Below are 16013 nucleotides of genomic sequence, written 5' to 3' on the forward strand. Positions count from 1 at the left end.
TGCCGCTATGATGCGGCGTCGTATACCCTGTGTGCCCGGTGGACAACCGGTAACGTCGAGAGAATGTTATCCACCAGTTCCGGTGCCTGCTGATACAGATCCACTCGTTCCGGGCTCATTAACCAGTTTTTAATGAGTCCGCAAAAAAAGCCATGAAAAACAATTAACGTTGTGTCGATATTGATCTGGGCAGAGACGCTGCCAAGGACAATACATCTTTGCAATATTTCGCGAACGTTTTCATCATTGAAGCCAATCCTTTCGCAGATGTGATTTTCTGAAATCATATCCTGAACGAATTCACATTTGTGATACAGGATCTGCAATAAGCTACGCTGGCGACGATCCTGGGCAATATATTGTAAAGCAGTAACAAACTGCTCACGCAAAATTAATAATGGATCGCTTTTTTCAGCCTGTGATAGCTGACAGCGAATAATGTCGTGCAGCGGTCGTTGCTCCTGCCAGATAGCATCAAAGAGTTCGGCTTTGCTGGCGAAGTGCCAGTATACGGCCCCCCGGGTCAGGCAGGCGGCATCGGCAATATCAGACAGCGTGGTGCTGGCGACGCCTCGCGCGGCAAACTGCTCTATCGCTGCCTCAATCAATAACTGGCGTGTCTTCTGTGCCTCGGCCTTGGTTTTGCGCGCCATAGAAAATCACTCATTTAACAGGTTAATGACTTTTATAAAACAACGGCAATGACCGTCAGAGCGCGAATTATCCATCAGTCAGAAAAATAATGATGAACAAAAAACGTTAATTCACTTAATTTATAAACCGCACTGATATTTACACGATGTTTAATTCATAAAATACATGAATGCATCTCATACAAACTCTCCGGCAAGCATAGCCAGACGTTTTATATTCTTGTTTATTATGCCTCCGGGCCACTTTTTTTATCCTCATTCCATTCTCAGCACTTATAAATCAAAAACCCGCCCGGCCATTCTTTATTATGGCGCCCGCCGTTTTCTCTTTCCCCCTCCTTAACGCTTAACCCAGTCGGTTATGCGGATTGATGATTTTGAAGGAATAGTCATGACGCCTAATTTCAGGTTTTTACCCTTATCCGGTTTTATCATCGGTGCCGCATTGCTCGTGGGTTGTGACGACCATGCCGGGCAGGCACAGCTTCCGCCAACGCCGCAGGTGATGGTCCATGTGGTGAAAAGCGCGCCCCTGGAGGTGACCACCGAGCTGCCTGGCCGGACCGATGCGTACCGCGTTGCCGAAGTTCGCCCGCAGGTCAGCGGCATTGTGCTGAAGCGCAACTTCACGGAAGGCAGCGATGTGAAAGCCGGTGAATCGTTATATCAGATCGATCCGGCTTCCTATCAGGCGGCATTTGACAGTGCTTCAGGTGAGCTGGCTAAAGCTCAGGCCGCCGCCAGCATTGCTCACCTGACGGTAAAACGCTATTTACCCCTGGTCGGAACGCAGTACGTCAGCAAGCAGGAGTACGATCAGTCCGTGGCTAACGCCCGCCAGGCTGATGCCTCGGTGATGGCGGCCCGGGCAGCCGTCGAGACCGCGCGCATTAATCTTGCTTATACCAAAGTGACGTCCCCCATTGGCGGACGCATTGGTAAATCCAGCATCACCGAGGGGGCGCTGGTCTCTAACGGACAGGCCACGGCGCTGGCTACGGTCCAGCAGCTCGATCCGATTTATGTCGATGTCACGCAATCCAGCAACGATTTTATGCGGCTCAAGCAGTCCAGTTTGCAGGCGGGCGAAGGCACCCGCAGCGTGCAGCTGCTGATGGAGAATGGTCAGCCGTATCCGCTGAAAGGCTCGCTGCAATTCTCGGATGTCACCGTGGATGAGAGCACCGGCTCTATTACTCTGCGGGCGATTTTCCCCAATCCGCAACACATCCTGCTGCCCGGCATGTTTGTCCGCGCGCGTATTGATGAAGGCACCCAGCCGCACGCGATTCTGGTTCCACAGCAGGGCGTCACCCGCACCCCGCGCGGAGAGGCCAGCGTGATGGTGGTGAACGGTAAAAACCAGGTCGAGGCCCGTAACGTTGTCGCTCCTCAGGCTATCGGCGATCAATGGCTGGTCACCGACGGCTTGCACGAAGGCGATCGGGTAATTATTAGCGGGCTGCAAAAAGTGCGTCCTGGCGTCACGGTGGTGGCGACCCCGGATACCGCCGCGCAGAAAGCGGGATAAGGATCAGAGCATGGCTAACTTCTTTATTCAGCGCCCGATCTTTGCGTGGGTGCTTGCTATCATTCTGATGATGGCGGGTGGGCTTGCGATCCTGAAGCTGCCCGTGGCGCAGTATCCCACCATTGCGCCCCCTGCCGTGGCTATTTCGGCCACCTATCCCGGCGCGGATGCGCAGACGGTGCAGGATACGGTAACCCAGGTTATCGAACAGAACATGAACGGCATCGATAACCTGATGTACATGTCCTCCACCAGCGATTCATCGGGCAGCGTGACCATTACCCTCACCTTCCAGTCCGGTACCGACCCGGATATTGCCCAGGTGCAGGTACAGAACAAACTTCAGCTGGCCATGCCGCTATTGCCGCAGGAAGTGCAGCAGCAAGGGATTGGCGTGGAGAAGTCGAGCAGCAGCTTCCTGCTGGTGGCCGGTTTTGTCTCGGACAATAAAAACCTGAGCCAGGACGATATCTCTGACTATGTGGCCTCTAACGTCAAAGATGCGATCAGCCGCACCTCCGGGGTGGGCGATGTCCAGCTGTTTGGCGCCCAGTATGCGATGCGTATCTGGCTGGATGCCAACAAGCTGAATGCCTATCAGCTGACGCCACTGGACGTCATTAACCAGTTAAAAACCCAGAATAACCAGATTGCAGCGGGTCAGCTTGGCGGTACGCCGTCATTGCCGGGACAGCAGCTCAATGCCTCGATCATCGCCCAGACGCGCCTGAAAACCGCCGAGGAGTTCGGCAACATCACCCTGAAGGTCAACCAGGACGGGTCGATGGTGCACCTGAAAGATGTCGCCCGCATTGCCCCCGGTGGTGAAAACTACAACATGGTGACCAAAATCAATGGTCAGGCGGCAACCGGGCTCGGTATCAAGCTCGCGACCGGCGCCAATGCGCTGGATACCGCCGCGGCCATTAAAACCAAGCTGGCGCAGCTGCAGACCTTCTTCCCTCAAGGGCTGAAGGTGGTCTATCCCTATGACACCACGCCCTTTGTGAAGATCTCTATTCATGAAGTGGTGAAGACGCTGTTTGAAGCCATCATCCTCGTGTTCCTGGTGATGTACCTGTTCCTGCAAAACCTGCGCGCCACGCTCATTCCGACCATTGCCGTGCCGGTGGTCCTGCTGGGAACGTTTGCGGTGCTGGCAGCGTTTGGCTTCTCGATCAACACCCTGACCATGTTCGGCATGGTGCTGGCGATAGGCTTGCTGGTGGATGATGCCATCGTGGTGGTGGAGAACGTCGAGCGCGTAATGGTGGAGGATAAGCTCCCGCCGAAAGAGGCGACGCAAAAATCGATGTCGCAGATTCAGGGTGCGCTGGTGGGGATTGCCATGGTGCTGTCGGCGGTATTTATCCCGATGGCCTTTTTCGGCGGTTCCACCGGGGCGATCTATCGCCAGTTCTCTCTGACCATCGTCTCGGCAATGGCGCTTTCGGTACTGGTGGCGCTGATCCTCACGCCCGCCCTCTGTGCCACTCTGCTTAAGGCGCCCGACGAGCATCATGGGAGCAAAGGGGGCTTCTTCGGCTGGTTTAATGCCCTGTTTGACAGGAGCGTGGCGCATTACAGCAACAGTGTCAGCCATATTTTGCGTAAAACGGGCCGCTACCTGGTGGTCTATGTTCTGATTGTCGGCGGCATGGCGGTGCTGTTCCTGCGCCTGCCTACCTCGTTCCTGCCGGAAGAGGATCAGGGCGTGTTTATGACGATGGTGCAACTCCCGGCGGGCGCCACCCAAACCCGTACTCAGCAGGTGCTGGATCAGGTCGAGCACTATTACCTTACCAATGAAAAAGCCAACGTGGCGTCGGTCTTTACCGTCAACGGCTTTAGCTTCAGCGGCCAGGGCCAGAATGCCGGGGTGGCGTTTATCAGCCTTAAGCCCTGGGAGGCGCGTCCCGGTGCCGAAAACAGCGTCGGCGCTATCGTCAGCCGGGCAACACGGGCCTTCAGTCAGATTAAAGATGGGCTGGTCTTCCCGTTCAACCTGCCCGCCATTATCGAACTGGGCACCGCAACGGGCTTCGATTTTGAACTGATCGACCAGGCCAACCTCGGCCATAACCAGCTGACCCAGGCCCGAAACCAGCTGCTGGGTATGATTAAAGGGCATCCCGATATGCTCGTTCGCGTGCGACCCAATGGACTGGAAGATACGCCGCAGTTCAAACTGGATATCGATCAGGAAAAAGCGCAGGCGCTGGGCGTCAGCGTGTCGGACATCAACCAGACCATCTCCACCGCATTAGGGGGGACTTACGTCAACGACTATATTGACCGTGGTCGGGTGAAGAAAGTGTATGTCCAGGCGGATGCCCGTTTCAGGATGCTGCCGGAGGATATCAATCGCCTGTATGTCCGCAGCGCCAACGGTCAAATGGTGCCGCTCTCCGCATTCAGCCAGTCGCACTGGATCTACGGTTCTCCGCGCCTGGAGCGCTATAACGGCACCCCTTCGATGGAGATCCTCGGCGAAGCTGCACCCGGCAAGAGTACCGGCGAAGCCATGGTGTTAATGGAAAAACTGGCGGCGAAACTGCCGACGGGGATCGGTTATGACTGGACCGGCATGTCTTATCAGGAGCGGCTCTCCGGCAACCAGGCGCCTGCCCTGTATGCCATCTCGCTGGTGGTGGTATTCCTCTGCCTGGCGGCATTGTATGAGAGCTGGTCGATTCCGTTCTCGGTAATGCTGGTAGTGCCATTAGGCGTGGTGGGTGCTCTGCTGGCCGCTTCCCTGCGCGGGCTGAATAATGATGTCTATTTCCAGGTGGGGCTGCTCACCACTATCGGCCTGTCGGCCAAGAACGCCATCCTGATTGTCGAGTTTGCTAAAGACCTGATGGAGAAGGAGGGAAGAGGCATTATTGAAGCCACGCTGGAGGCGTCACGTATGCGCCTTCGTCCCATCCTGATGACCTCTCTGGCGTTTATCCTCGGCGTGATGCCGCTGGTTATCAGCCACGGTGCGGGCAGTGGCGCGCAAAACGCCGTGGGTACCGGGGTGATGGGCGGGATGCTTTCGGCTACCCTGCTGGCGATATTCTTTGTGCCGGTCTTTTTTGTGGTGGTGCGAAGACGCTTTACGCGTCATCATGAGCAATAACAGATAAAGGCGCTTCGGCGCCTTTTCTTATGATTATAAACAGAAAGTTAGACTCACTTATTTATTTAACTTATTAATTAGCGGTACAATGAATTGGTTGCTTATGGCGTTAAGACGCATCCTTTTACTCCGCAGTCCTCCTCATTTTCTCCATTATTGCCCTGGACCAGTCAGGTTTCTCCATATTTTTTACAATCCAAATAATTTGAGATTATTCACTCTACATAGCGAATTTGCAGTGGTGGTAAAATAGCCACCAGCTTTGCAGAAGATTTTCCTGACTATATCGCAAAGTTAGATTTCATTTTGAGGTAACACCATGAAAAGATTCATTTCGGTTGCACTCCTTGCTGCGTTGCTTGCTGGTTGCGCACATGATTCTCCGTGCGTACCGGTATACGACGATCAGGGAAGACTGGTTCACACCAATACCTGCATGAAAGGTACCACGCAGGATAACTGGGAAACCGCAGGGGCGATCGCAGGTGGCGCGGCAGCCATTGCAGGCCTGACACTGGGTATCATTGCCGTGTCTAAGTAATCCCGAAAGCGCGGCACCGTCCGCGCTTTTGCTTTCATGGTGCAGGTGAATAAGTAAACCTTATTTTACTCACATCTTTTTCCGGCATTATTTTCACTCCCCTCGCTGGCTTGTTTTTATTCACACCTTCTTTACTTTCTCTATTTACGATTTGCTCCGATTTGTGGCGCAGATTGTCATTTCGCACCATTTCAGGGCGCTCATTTTAATTATCCTTGTCTGCATTCAGCTTTACGCGCTGCGTAATCGCTTCTTACGTTAAATACAAAAACTGGCATTACGTTTGCTTTATTAACGTCGGCCACAGCCACAGACAGGTTAAAGCGTTTATAAACGCCTCACTATAACGATAATTTTCGCCACACAGGATGCATTATGAAAAAGATGATGATGGCCAGCCTCGCCGCTGCAGGTGTGCTCGTTGCAATTTCCGGCCAGGCTCAGGCGGGCGCCACTCTGGACGCCGTAAAGCAAAAAGGTTTTGTGCAGTGCGGCATCAGTGACGGCCTGCCCGGTTTTTCTTACGCAGACGCCAACGGTAAGTTCTCCGGTATTGATGTCGACGTATGCCGTGGCGTTGCCGCTGCAGTATTCGGCGATGACACTAAGGTGAAATATACCCCGCTGACGGCTAAAGAGCGCTTTACCGCCCTGCAATCCGGCGAAGTGGATATGCTTTCACGTAATACCACCTGGACCTCATCACGTGATACCGGAATGGGCATGTCCTTTACCGGCGTGACCTATTATGACGGCATTGGTTTCCTGACGCACAATAAAGCAGGCCTGAAGAGTGCGAAAGAACTGGATGGTGCGACCGTCTGTATTCAGGCCGGCACTGACACAGAGCTGAATGTCGCCGATTATTTCAAAGCCAACAATATGAAATATACGCCAGTCACCTTCGACCGCTCTGACGAATCGGCCAAAGCGCTGGAATCGGGCCGTTGCGATACCCTGGCGTCGGATCAGTCTCAGCTGTATGCGCTGCGGATCAAACTGAGCAATCCGGCGGAATGGATTGTGCTGCCGGAAGTCATCTCCAAAGAGCCGCTGGGCCCGGTAGTCCGCCGCGGTGATGATGAATGGAACTCAGTGGTGCGCTGGACGCTGTTCGCCATGCTCAATGCCGAAGAGATGGGCGTCAACTCGAAGAACGTCGATGAGAAAGCTGCGAACCCGACCACCCCTGATATGGCCCACCTGCTGGGTAAAGAAGGCGATTACGGCAAGGATCTGAAGCTGGATAACAAGTGGGCGTACAACATCATCAAAAAAGTGGGTAACTACGCTGAGATCTTCGAGCGCAACGTGGGTTCTGAAAGCGCGCTGAAGATCAGCCGTGGGCAGAACAACCTCTGGAACAATGGCGGTATTCAGTACGCACCGCCAGTACGCTAAGCATCGTGCTGTAACGGGCACTGCCAGCGCGGTGCCCAGTCCAGAGTCATGGTTACCCGAGGTTTTATATGTCCCAACGCCGCTCACCCCTGAAAGGAGCCCTCTCCTTTTCTCACCCTGCGGTTCGCGCCTGGCTGTTTCAGAGCCTCGCTGTTCTCGCTGTTCTGGCCGTCGCGATCTCCCTGTTCCACAACACTGTTACCAACCTGAGCACACGCGGCATTACTTCGGGCTTTGCCTTTCTTGACCGTAGCGCAGGGTTTGGCATCGTTCAGCATCTGATTGATTACAGTGAAGGTGACACCTATGGCCGCGTATTCCTTGTCGGCCTGATGAATACCCTGCTGGTTTCAGCGCTATGTATTATGTTTGCTTCCCTGCTGGGCTTTTTCCTTGGGCTCGCTCGTCTCTCTGATAACTGGCTGCTGCGTAAGCTTTCCACCCTTTATATTGAGACGTTCCGTAATATCCCGCCGCTGCTGCAGATCTTCTTCTGGTATTTCGCCGTACTGCGCAACCTGCCGGGCCCTCGTCAGGCAGTAGATGCGTTCGATCTGGCCTTTTTAAGCAACCGCGGCTTATACCTACCGGCGCCGCAAATTGCCGAAGGGATGTTGCCATTGCTGGCCGCGCTGGCGTGCACGAGCGCGGTGTCGGTTGCGCTGTTTCGCTATAACCGCATGCATCAGATTAAAACCGGGCAACTCCGGCGCACATGGCCTGTCACACTGGCCTTGCTGGCGATCCTGCCGTGGCTGGCACAGATGCTATTCGGCCCGGCGATTCACTGGGATGTTCCGCAGCTGAAAGGATTTAACTTCCGCGGCGGCATGGTATTGATCCCCGAGCTGGCCGCTCTGACGCTGGCGCTCTCGATCTATACTTCGGCCTTTATCGCAGAAATCATTCGCGCCGGTATCCAGGCCGTTCCGCATGGTCAGCATGAGGCGGCACGCTCGCTTGGGCTTCCCAACCCCGTCACCCTGCGCCAGGTCATCATCCCCCAGGCGATGAGGGTGATCATTCCGCCGCTGACCAGTCAGTATCTCAATATCGTGAAAAACTCCTCCCTCGCGGCTGCGATTGGCTATCCCGATATGGTCTCGCTGTTTGCCGGAACCGTGCTGAACCAGACCGGGCAAGCCATCGAAACCATCGCCATTACCATGTCGGTTTACCTGATTATCAGCCTGACCATTTCATTGTTGATGAATATCTACAACCGTCGCATTGCTCTGGTTGAACGCTAAGGAACCATGATGACAAAAGCTGTCTTGTCTCACCCTGCGCGTCCGGCCACGACCGGCAACGGACGCGCCATTACCTGGGCTCGTAAAAATCTGTTTTCCAGTTGGAGTAATAGCTTACTGACTCTGCTGTGCTTCTGGCTGATGTGGGAACTCATTCCGCCGCTTATCAACTGGGCATTTTTGCAGGCTAACTGGGTCGGTACCACCCGTGCCGACTGCACGAAAGAGGGAGCCTGCTGGGTCTTTATTCACCAGCGCTTCGGCCAGTTTATGTATGGGCTCTACCCGCACGACCAGCGCTGGCGCATCAATCTCGCGCTGCTTGTCGGGCTTCTCTCCATCATCCCCATGTTCTGGAAGGGGTTACCGCAGCGAGGGCGTTACATCGCCTGCTGGGCGGTGCTCTACCCCCTGATCGTCTGGGGACTGTTGTATGGCGGCGTACTGGGGCTGGATCGCGTTGAAACCCGCCAGTGGGGCGGCCTGACGCTGACGCTGATTATCGCTTCGGTGGGGATCGCCGGCGCACTGCCGTTAGGGATTTTGCTGGCGCTGGGACGCCGTTCAACCATGCCGGTCGTGCGCGTCCTCTCGGTCATATTCATCGAGTTCTGGCGCGGCGTGCCGCTTATCACCGTGCTGTTTATGTCTTCGGTGATGCTGCCACTGTTTATGGCGGAAGGCACCACTATCGACAAACTGATCCGGGCCCTGGTTGGTGTCATTCTGTTCCAGTCTGCCTATGTCGCTGAGGTTGTCCGCGGCGGGTTGCAGGCGCTGCCAAAGGGCCAGTACGAAGCCGCCGAATCGCTGGCGCTGGGTTACTGGAAAACACAGGGGCTGGTGATCCTGCCTCAGGCGCTGAAACTGGTGATCCCAGGTCTGGTGAACACCATCATTGCGCTGTTCAAGGATACCAGTCTGGTGATCATCATTGGATTATTCGATCTGTTCAGTAGCGTGCAGCAGGCTACTGTCGATCCGGCCTGGCTGGGTATGTCGACAGAAGGCTATGTTTTTGCAGCACTTATTTACTGGATTTTCTGTTTTAGCATGTCGCGCTACAGCCAGCATCTGGAAAAGCGCTTTAACACCGGGCGGACACCGCACTGAGGAACCTATGAGCCAGATAACTATTACCCCCGCTGACGCGATGATTACGCTGGATAATGTGAATAAGTGGTACGGGCAATTTCACGTTCTGAAAGACATTAACCTGAAGGTGAAACAAGGCGAGCGTATCGTCCTTTGTGGGCCTTCAGGCTCGGGTAAATCTACAACCATCCGCTGCATCAATCATCTGGAAGAGCATCAGCAAGGTCGGATTGTGGTGGATGGCATTGAGCTGAACGACGATATTCGCAACGTTGAGCGTGTCCGCCAGGAAGTGGGCATGGTGTTCCAGCATTTTAATTTATTCCCCCATCTCACCGTTCTGCAGAACTGTACTCTGGCCCCCATCTGGGTGCGTAAGATGCCGAAAAAGGAGGCTGAAGCGCTTGCCATGCACTATCTGGAGCGGGTACGCATTGCAGAACATGCCCACAAGTTTCCGGGGCAGATCTCGGGTGGACAGCAGCAGCGCGTGGCCATCGCCCGCTCTCTGTGCATGAAACCTAAAATCATGTTGTTTGATGAACCCACCTCAGCGCTCGATCCGGAGATGGTTAAAGAGGTTCTGGATACGATGATAGGGCTCGCGCAATCGGGAATGACCATGCTCTGCGTCACGCATGAGATGGGTTTCGCCAGAACCGTCGCGGACCGTGTGATCTTCATGGATCGTGGGGAGATTGTTGAGCAGGCGCCGCCAGAGGAGTTTTTCTCCAACCCTAAATCAGAACGTACTCGGGCATTTTTATCGCAGGTTATCCACTAATAGCGTCTGGCCCGGTGGCGCATACGCCCCGGGCCAGACGTTTTTATGGCGCAGAAATGCAAAAAGGCCATCCTTTCGGATGGCCTTTTCACTTAATTGATGTCTGGCAGTTCCCTACTCTCGCATGGGGAGGCCCCACACTACCATCGGCGCTACGGCGTTTCACTTCTGAGTTCGGCATGGGGTCAGGTGGGACCACCGCGCTACAGCCGCCAGACAAATTCTTTTACTTCTTGCCGAACTTTAACCTAAGTATAAAGTGGTGCTGATACCCAGATTCGAACTGGGGACCTCACCCTTACCAAGGGTGCGCTCTACCAACTGAGCCATATCAGCACGCTAAATTTGATGCCTGGCAGTTCCCTACTCTCGCATGGGGAGACCCCACACTACCATCGGCGCTACGGCGTTTCACTTCTGAGTTCGGCATGGGGTCAGGTGGGACCACCGCGCTACAGCCGCCAGGCAAATTCTGTTATCTGTATCAGGCTGAAAATCGTCTCAAATCACACCGAAACAGCTTCGGCGTTGTAAGGTTAAGCCTCACGGTTCATTAGTACCGGTTAGCTCAACGCATCGCTGCGCTTACACACCCGGCCTATCAACGTCGTCGTCTTCAACGTTCCTTCAGGACCCTTAAAGGGTCAGGGAGAACTCATCTCGGGGCAAGTTTCGTGCTTAGATGCTTTCAGCACTTATCTCTTCCGCATTTAGCTACCGGGCAGTGCCATTGGCATGACAACCCGAACACCAGTGATGCGTCCACTCCGGTCCTCTCGTACTAGGAGCAGCCCCCCTCAATTCTCCAGCGCCCACGGCAGATAGGGACCGAACTGTCTCACGACGTTCTAAACCCAGCTCGCGTACCACTTTAAATGGCGAACAGCCATACCCTTGGGACCTACTTCAGCCCCAGGATGTGATGAGCCGACATCGAGGTGCCAAACACCGCCGTCGATATGAACTCTTGGGCGGTATCAGCCTGTTATCCCCGGAGTACCTTTTATCCGTTGAGCGATGGCCCTTCCATACAGAACCACCGGATCACTATGACCTGCTTTCGCACCTGCTCGAGCCGTCACTCTCGCAGTCAAGCTAGCTTATGCCATTGCACTAACCTCCTGATGTCCGACCAGGATTAGCTAACCTTCGTGCTCCTCCGTTACTCTTTAGGAGGAGACCGCCCCAGTCAAACTACCCACCAGACACTGTCCGCAACCCGGGTAACGGGTCTACGTTAGAACACCAGCCATTAAAGGGTGGTATTTCAAGGATGGCTCCACGCAGACTGGCGTCCACGCTTCAAAGCCTCCCACCTATCCTACACATCAAGGACCAGTGTTCAGTGTCAAGCTATAGTAAAGGTTCACGGGGTCTTTCCGTCTTGCCGCGGGTACACTGCATCTTCACAGCGATTTCAATTTCACTGAGTCTCGGGTGGAGACAGCCTGGCCATCATTACGCCATTCGTGCAGGTCGGAACTTACCCGACAAGGAATTTCGCTACCTTAGGACCGTTATAGTTACGGCCGCCGTTTACCGGGGCTTCGATCAAGAGCTTCGCGTTGCCGCTAACCCCATCAATTAACCTTCCGGCACCGGGCAGGCGTCACACCGTATACGTCCACTTTCGTGTTTGCACAGTGCTGTGTTTTTAATAAACAGTTGCAGCCAGCTGGTATCTTCGACTGATTTCAGCTCCACCCGCAGGGGCTTCACCTACATATCAGCGTGCCTTCTCCCGAAGTTACGGCACCATTTTGCCTAGTTCCTTCACCCGAGTTCTCTCAAGCGCCTTGGTATTCTCTACCTGACCACCTGTGTCGGTTTGGGGTACGATTCGTTGTTACCTGATGCTTAGAGGCTTTTCCTGGAAGCAGGGCATTTGTTACTTCAGCACCGTAGTGCCTCGTCATCACACCTCAGCGTTAAAAAGGTACCGGATTTACCTGGAACCTCCGCCTACATGCTTAAACCGGGACAACCGTCGCCCGGCCAACATAGCCTTCTCCGTCCCCCCTTCGCAGTAACACCGAGTACAGGAATATTAACCTGTTTCCCATCGACTACGCCTTTCGGCCTCGCCTTAGGGGTCGACTCACCCTGCCCCGATTAACGTTGGACAGGAACCCTTGGTCTTCCGGCGAGCGGGCTTTTCACCCGCTTTATCGTTACTTATGTCAGCATTCGCACTTCTGATACCTCCAGCAAACCTCACAGTTCACCTTCAACGGCTTACAGAACGCTCCCCTACCCAACAACACATAGTGTCGCTGCCGCAGCTTCGGTGCATGGTTTAGCCCCGTTACATCTTCCGCGCAGGCCGACTCGACCAGTGAGCTATTACGCTTTCTTTAAATGATGGCTGCTTCTAAGCCAACATCCTGGCTGTCTGTGCCTTCCCACATCGTTTCCCACTTAACCATGACTTTGGGACCTTAGCTGGCGGTCTGGGTTGTTTCCCTCTTCACGACGGACGTTAGCACCCGCCGTGTGTCTCCCGTGATAACATTCTCCGGTATTCGCAGTTTGCATCGGGTTGGTAAGCCGGGATGGCCCCCTAGCCGAAACAGTGCTCTACCCCCGGAGATGAGTTCACGAGGCGCTACCTAAATAGCTTTCGGGGAGAACCAGCTATCTCCCGGTTTGATTGGCCTTTCACCCCCAGCCACAAGTCATCCGCTAATTTTTCAACATTAGTCGGTTCGGTCCTCCAGTTAGTGTTACCCAACCTTCAACCTGCCCATGGCTAGATCACCGGGTTTCGGGTCTATACCCTGCAACTTAACGCCCAGTTAAGACTCGGTTTCCCTTCGGCTCCCCTATACGGTTAACCTTGCTACAGAATATAAGTCGCTGACCCATTATACAAAAGGTACGCAGTCACACCACGAAGGTGCTCCCACTGCTTGTACGTACACGGTTTCAGGTTCTTTTTCACTCCCCTCGCCGGGGTTCTTTTCGCCTTTCCCTCACGGTACTGGTTCACTATCGGTCAGTCAGGAGTATTTAGCCTTGGAGGATGGTCCCCCCATATTCAGACAGGATACCACGTGTCCCGCCCTACTCTTCGAGTTCACAGCAAGTGTGCTTTCATGTACGGGACTATCACCCTGTACCGTCGGACTTTCCAGACCGTTCCACTAACACACAAGCTGATTCAGACTCCGGGCTGCTCCCCGTTCGCTCGCCGCTACTGGGGGAATCTCGGTTGATTTCTTTTCCTCGGGGTACTTAGATGTTTCAGTTCCCCCGGTTCGCCTCGTTAACCTATGTATTCAGTTAACGATAGTGCAACGGATTGCACTGGGTTTCCCCATTCGGACATCGCCGGGTCAAAGGTTCATATCACCTCGCCGGCGCTTTTCGCAGATTAGCACGTCCTTCATCGCCTCTGACTGCCAGGGCATCCACCGTGTACGCTTAGTCGCTTAACCTCACAACCCGAAGATGTTTCATTCGATTCATCATCGCGATTGTGAAAATTTGAGAGACTCGAACACACCTGATTCTGTTCTTATTACGGAGAACAGACACGGTGTGTCGTTTCAATTTTCAGCTTGATCCAGATTTTTAAAGAGCAAAACTTCGCAGCGCACCTTTTCAGGTACACTCTGAAGTTTTCATGTTGTCGCAGTAAAGATGGTGGAGCTATGCGGGATCGAACCGCAGACCTCCTGCGTGCAAGGCAGGCGCTCTCCCAGCTGAGCTATAGCCCCATCGTGGTCAATCTCCTCAAATTTGCTGCGCAAATTTGGTAGGCCTGAGTGGACTTGAACCACCGACCTCACCCTTATCAGGGGTGCGCTCTAACCACCTGAGCTACAAGCCTGCAGAGATTTTTACTGCTAATTTTCATCAGACAATCTGTGTGAGCACTACAAAGGCAGGTTCTTTAAGGTAAGGAGGTGATCCAACCGCAGGTTCCCCTACGGTTACCTTGTTACGACTTCACCCCAGTCATGAATCACAAAGTGGTAAGCGCCCTCCCGAAGGTTAAGCTACCTACTTCTTTTGCAACCCACTCCCATGGTGTGACGGGCGGTGTGTACAAGGCCCGGGAACGTATTCACCGTAGCATTCTGATCTACGATTACTAGCGATTCCGACTTCATGGAGTCGAGTTGCAGACTCCAATCCGGACTACGACGCACTTTATGAGGTCCGCTTGCTCTCGCGAGGTCGCTTCTCTTTGTATGCGCCATTGTAGCACGTGTGTAGCCCTACTCGTAAGGGCCATGATGACTTGACGTCATCCCCACCTTCCTCCAGTTTATCACTGGCAGTCTCCTTTGAGTTCCCGGCCTAACCGCTGGCAACAAAGGATAAGGGTTGCGCTCGTTGCGGGACTTAACCCAACATTTCACAACACGAGCTGACGACAGCCATGCAGCACCTGTCTCAGAGTTCCCGAAGGCACCAATCCATCTCTGGAAAGTTCTCTGGATGTCAAGAGTAGGTAAGGTTCTTCGCGTTGCATCGAATTAAACCACATGCTCCACCGCTTGTGCGGGCCCCCGTCAATTCATTTGAGTTTTAACCTTGCGGCCGTACTCCCCAGGCGGTCGACTTAACGCGTTAGCTCCGGAAGCCACGCCTCAAGGGCACAGCCTCCAAGTCGACATCGTTTACGGCGTGGACTACCAGGGTATCTAATCCTGTTTGCTCCCCACGCTTTCGCACCTGAGCGTCAGTCTTTGTCCAGGGGGCCGCCTTCGCCACCGGTATTCCTCCAGATCTCTACGCATTTCACCGCTACACCTGGAATTCTACCCCCCTCTACAAGACTCTAGCCTGCCAGTTTCGAATGCAGTTCCCAGGTTGAGCCCGGGGATTTCACATCCGACTTGACAGACCGCCTGCGTGCGCTTTACGCCCAGTAATTCCGATTAACGCTTGCACCCTCCGTATTACCGCGGCTGCTGGCACGGAGTTAGCCGGTGCTTCTTCTGCGAGTAACGTCAATCACTGTGGTTATTAACCACAATGCCTTCCTCCTCGCTGAAAGTACTTTACAACCCGAAGGCCTTCTTCATACACGCGGCATGGCTGCATCAGGCTTGCGCCCATTGTGCAATATTCCCCACTGCTGCCTCCCGTAGGAGTCTGGACCGTGTCTCAGTTCCAGTGTGGCTGGTCATCCTCTCAGACCAGCTAGGGATCGTCGCCTAGGTGAGCCGTTACCCCACCTACTAGCTAATCCCATCTGGGCACATCTGATGGCAAGAGGCCCGAAGGTCCCCCTCTTTGGTCTTGCGACGTTATGCGGTATTAGCTACCGTTTCCAGTAGTTATCCCCCTCCATCAGGCAGTTTCCCAGACATTACTCACCCGTCCGCCACTCGTCACCCGAGAGCAAGCTCTCTGTGCTACCGTTCGACTTGCATGTGTTAGGCCTGCCGCCAGCGTTCAATCTGAGCCATGATCAAACTCTTCAATTTAAGTTTGATGCTCGTGAATTAAACTTCGTAATGAATTACGTATGTTCACTCAGAGACTTGGTATTCATTTATTGTCCGAAGACATTAAGAATCCATGTCACTTTGAGTGCCCACACAGATTGTCTGATAAATTGTTAAAGAGCAGTGCAACGCGGCTTTCGCTCACCGTTGCGAGGTGGCGTATATTACGCTT

8 protein-coding genes, 3 tRNA genes and 4 rRNA genes are annotated in these 16013 nt (G+C 53.9%); 7 read left to right on the forward strand and 8 right to left on the reverse strand.

Annotated elements, in window-relative coordinates:
* Positions 1-5: 5 nt before the first annotated feature.
* The gene (gene envR, locus NB069_RS19855) at positions 6-653 is read right to left on the reverse strand and encodes an acrEF/envCD operon transcriptional regulator (protein ID WP_250586363.1); all 648 of its coding nucleotides are present in this window, start codon (positions 651-653) and stop codon (positions 6-8) included.
* Positions 654-1044: 391 nt separating this feature from the next.
* On the opposite strand from envR, the gene NB069_RS19860 reads away from it, so the two are divergent.
* The 7 genes from NB069_RS19860 (at position 1045) to NB069_RS19890 (ending at position 10379) form a co-directional block, all read left to right on the forward strand.
* The gene (locus tag NB069_RS19860) at positions 1045-2184 is read left to right on the forward strand and encodes an efflux RND transporter periplasmic adaptor subunit (RefSeq protein WP_250586364.1); all 1140 of its coding nucleotides are present in this window, start codon (positions 1045-1047) and stop codon (positions 2182-2184) included.
* Between the two features lie 10 nt (positions 2185-2194).
* A complete protein-coding gene (locus NB069_RS19865; RefSeq protein WP_250586365.1) occupies positions 2195-5308 on the forward strand; it encodes an efflux RND transporter permease subunit in 3114 nt (1037 codons plus the stop codon).
* A gap of 319 nt (positions 5309-5627) precedes the next feature.
* Positions 5628-5849 (forward strand): lipoprotein, encoded by a 222-nt coding sequence (locus NB069_RS19870; RefSeq protein ID WP_039030657.1) that lies wholly within the window; start codon positions 5628-5630, stop codon positions 5847-5849.
* 375 nt (positions 5850-6224) lie between these two features.
* The gene (locus tag NB069_RS19875; protein ID WP_250586366.1) at positions 6225-7250 is read left to right on the forward strand and encodes an amino acid ABC transporter substrate-binding protein; all 1026 of its coding nucleotides are present in this window, start codon (positions 6225-6227) and stop codon (positions 7248-7250) included.
* Between the two features lie 68 nt (positions 7251-7318).
* Positions 7319-8500: an amino acid ABC transporter permease gene (locus tag NB069_RS19880; RefSeq protein WP_250586367.1), complete on the forward strand. Its 1182-nt coding sequence runs from the start codon at positions 7319-7321 to the stop codon at positions 8498-8500.
* A gap of 9 nt (positions 8501-8509) precedes the next feature.
* Positions 8510-9613, forward strand: coding sequence for an amino acid ABC transporter permease (locus NB069_RS19885; RefSeq protein ID WP_250586368.1), 1104 nt, complete (start codon positions 8510-8512; stop codon positions 9611-9613).
* A gap of 7 nt (positions 9614-9620) precedes the next feature.
* Positions 9621-10379 carry an amino acid ABC transporter ATP-binding protein gene (locus NB069_RS19890; RefSeq protein WP_250586369.1) on the forward strand — a complete coding sequence of 253 codons (759 nt, stop codon included), beginning with the start codon at positions 9621-9623 and terminating at the stop codon, positions 10377-10379.
* Between the two features lie 101 nt (positions 10380-10480).
* Here the strand turns inward: NB069_RS19890 and rrf (NB069_RS19895) are convergent.
* The 7 genes from rrf (NB069_RS19895) to NB069_RS19925 all read right to left on the reverse strand — a co-directional run bounded on the left by rrf (NB069_RS19895) (position 10481) and on the right by NB069_RS19925 (position 15820).
* Positions 10481-10596 (reverse strand): 5S ribosomal RNA (rrf, locus tag NB069_RS19895).
* A 43-nt stretch (positions 10597-10639) separates the two neighbouring features.
* Positions 10640-10715 (reverse strand) — tRNA-Thr (locus tag NB069_RS19900).
* A gap of 14 nt (positions 10716-10729) precedes the next feature.
* A 5S ribosomal RNA gene (rrf, locus tag NB069_RS19905) occupies positions 10730-10845 on the reverse strand.
* Between the two features lie 66 nt (positions 10846-10911).
* A 23S ribosomal RNA gene (locus NB069_RS19910) occupies positions 10912-13816 on the reverse strand.
* Positions 13817-14022: 206 nt separating this feature from the next.
* Positions 14023-14098, reverse strand: a tRNA-Ala gene (locus NB069_RS19915).
* Positions 14099-14134: 36 nt separating this feature from the next.
* A tRNA-Ile gene (locus NB069_RS19920) sits at positions 14135-14211 on the reverse strand.
* 69 nt (positions 14212-14280) lie between these two features.
* Positions 14281-15820 (reverse strand): 16S ribosomal RNA (locus NB069_RS19925).
* Together the 16S, 23S and 5S rRNA genes with 3 tRNA genes alongside form the textbook arrangement of a ribosomal RNA operon.
* Positions 15821-16013: the final 193 nt, after the last annotated feature.

It is taken from the genome of Leclercia adecarboxylata (assembly GCF_023639785.1).
GTDB lineage: Bacteria > Pseudomonadota > Gammaproteobacteria > Enterobacterales > Enterobacteriaceae > Enterobacter > Enterobacter adecarboxylatus_D.

Bases quoted from the DNA above. Each gene is read 5' to 3' on its own strand.
- envR (WP_250586363.1), bottom strand. From the start codon at position 653: ATGGCGCGCAAAACCAAGGCCGAGGCACAGAAGACACGCCAGTTATTG.
- NB069_RS19860 (WP_250586364.1), top strand. From the start codon at position 1,045: ATGACGCCTAATTTCAGGTTTTTACCCTTATCCGGTTTTATCATCGGT.
- NB069_RS19865 (WP_250586365.1), top strand. From the start codon at position 2,195: ATGGCTAACTTCTTTATTCAGCGCCCGATCTTTGCGTGGGTGCTTGCT.
- NB069_RS19870 (WP_039030657.1), top strand. From the start codon at position 5,628: ATGAAAAGATTCATTTCGGTTGCACTCCTTGCTGCGTTGCTTGCTGGT.
- NB069_RS19875 (WP_250586366.1), top strand. From the start codon at position 6,225: ATGAAAAAGATGATGATGGCCAGCCTCGCCGCTGCAGGTGTGCTCGTT.
- NB069_RS19880 (WP_250586367.1), top strand. From the start codon at position 7,319: ATGTCCCAACGCCGCTCACCCCTGAAAGGAGCCCTCTCCTTTTCTCAC.
- NB069_RS19885 (WP_250586368.1), top strand. From the start codon at position 8,510: ATGACAAAAGCTGTCTTGTCTCACCCTGCGCGTCCGGCCACGACCGGC.
- NB069_RS19890 (WP_250586369.1), top strand. From the start codon at position 9,621: ATGAGCCAGATAACTATTACCCCCGCTGACGCGATGATTACGCTGGAT.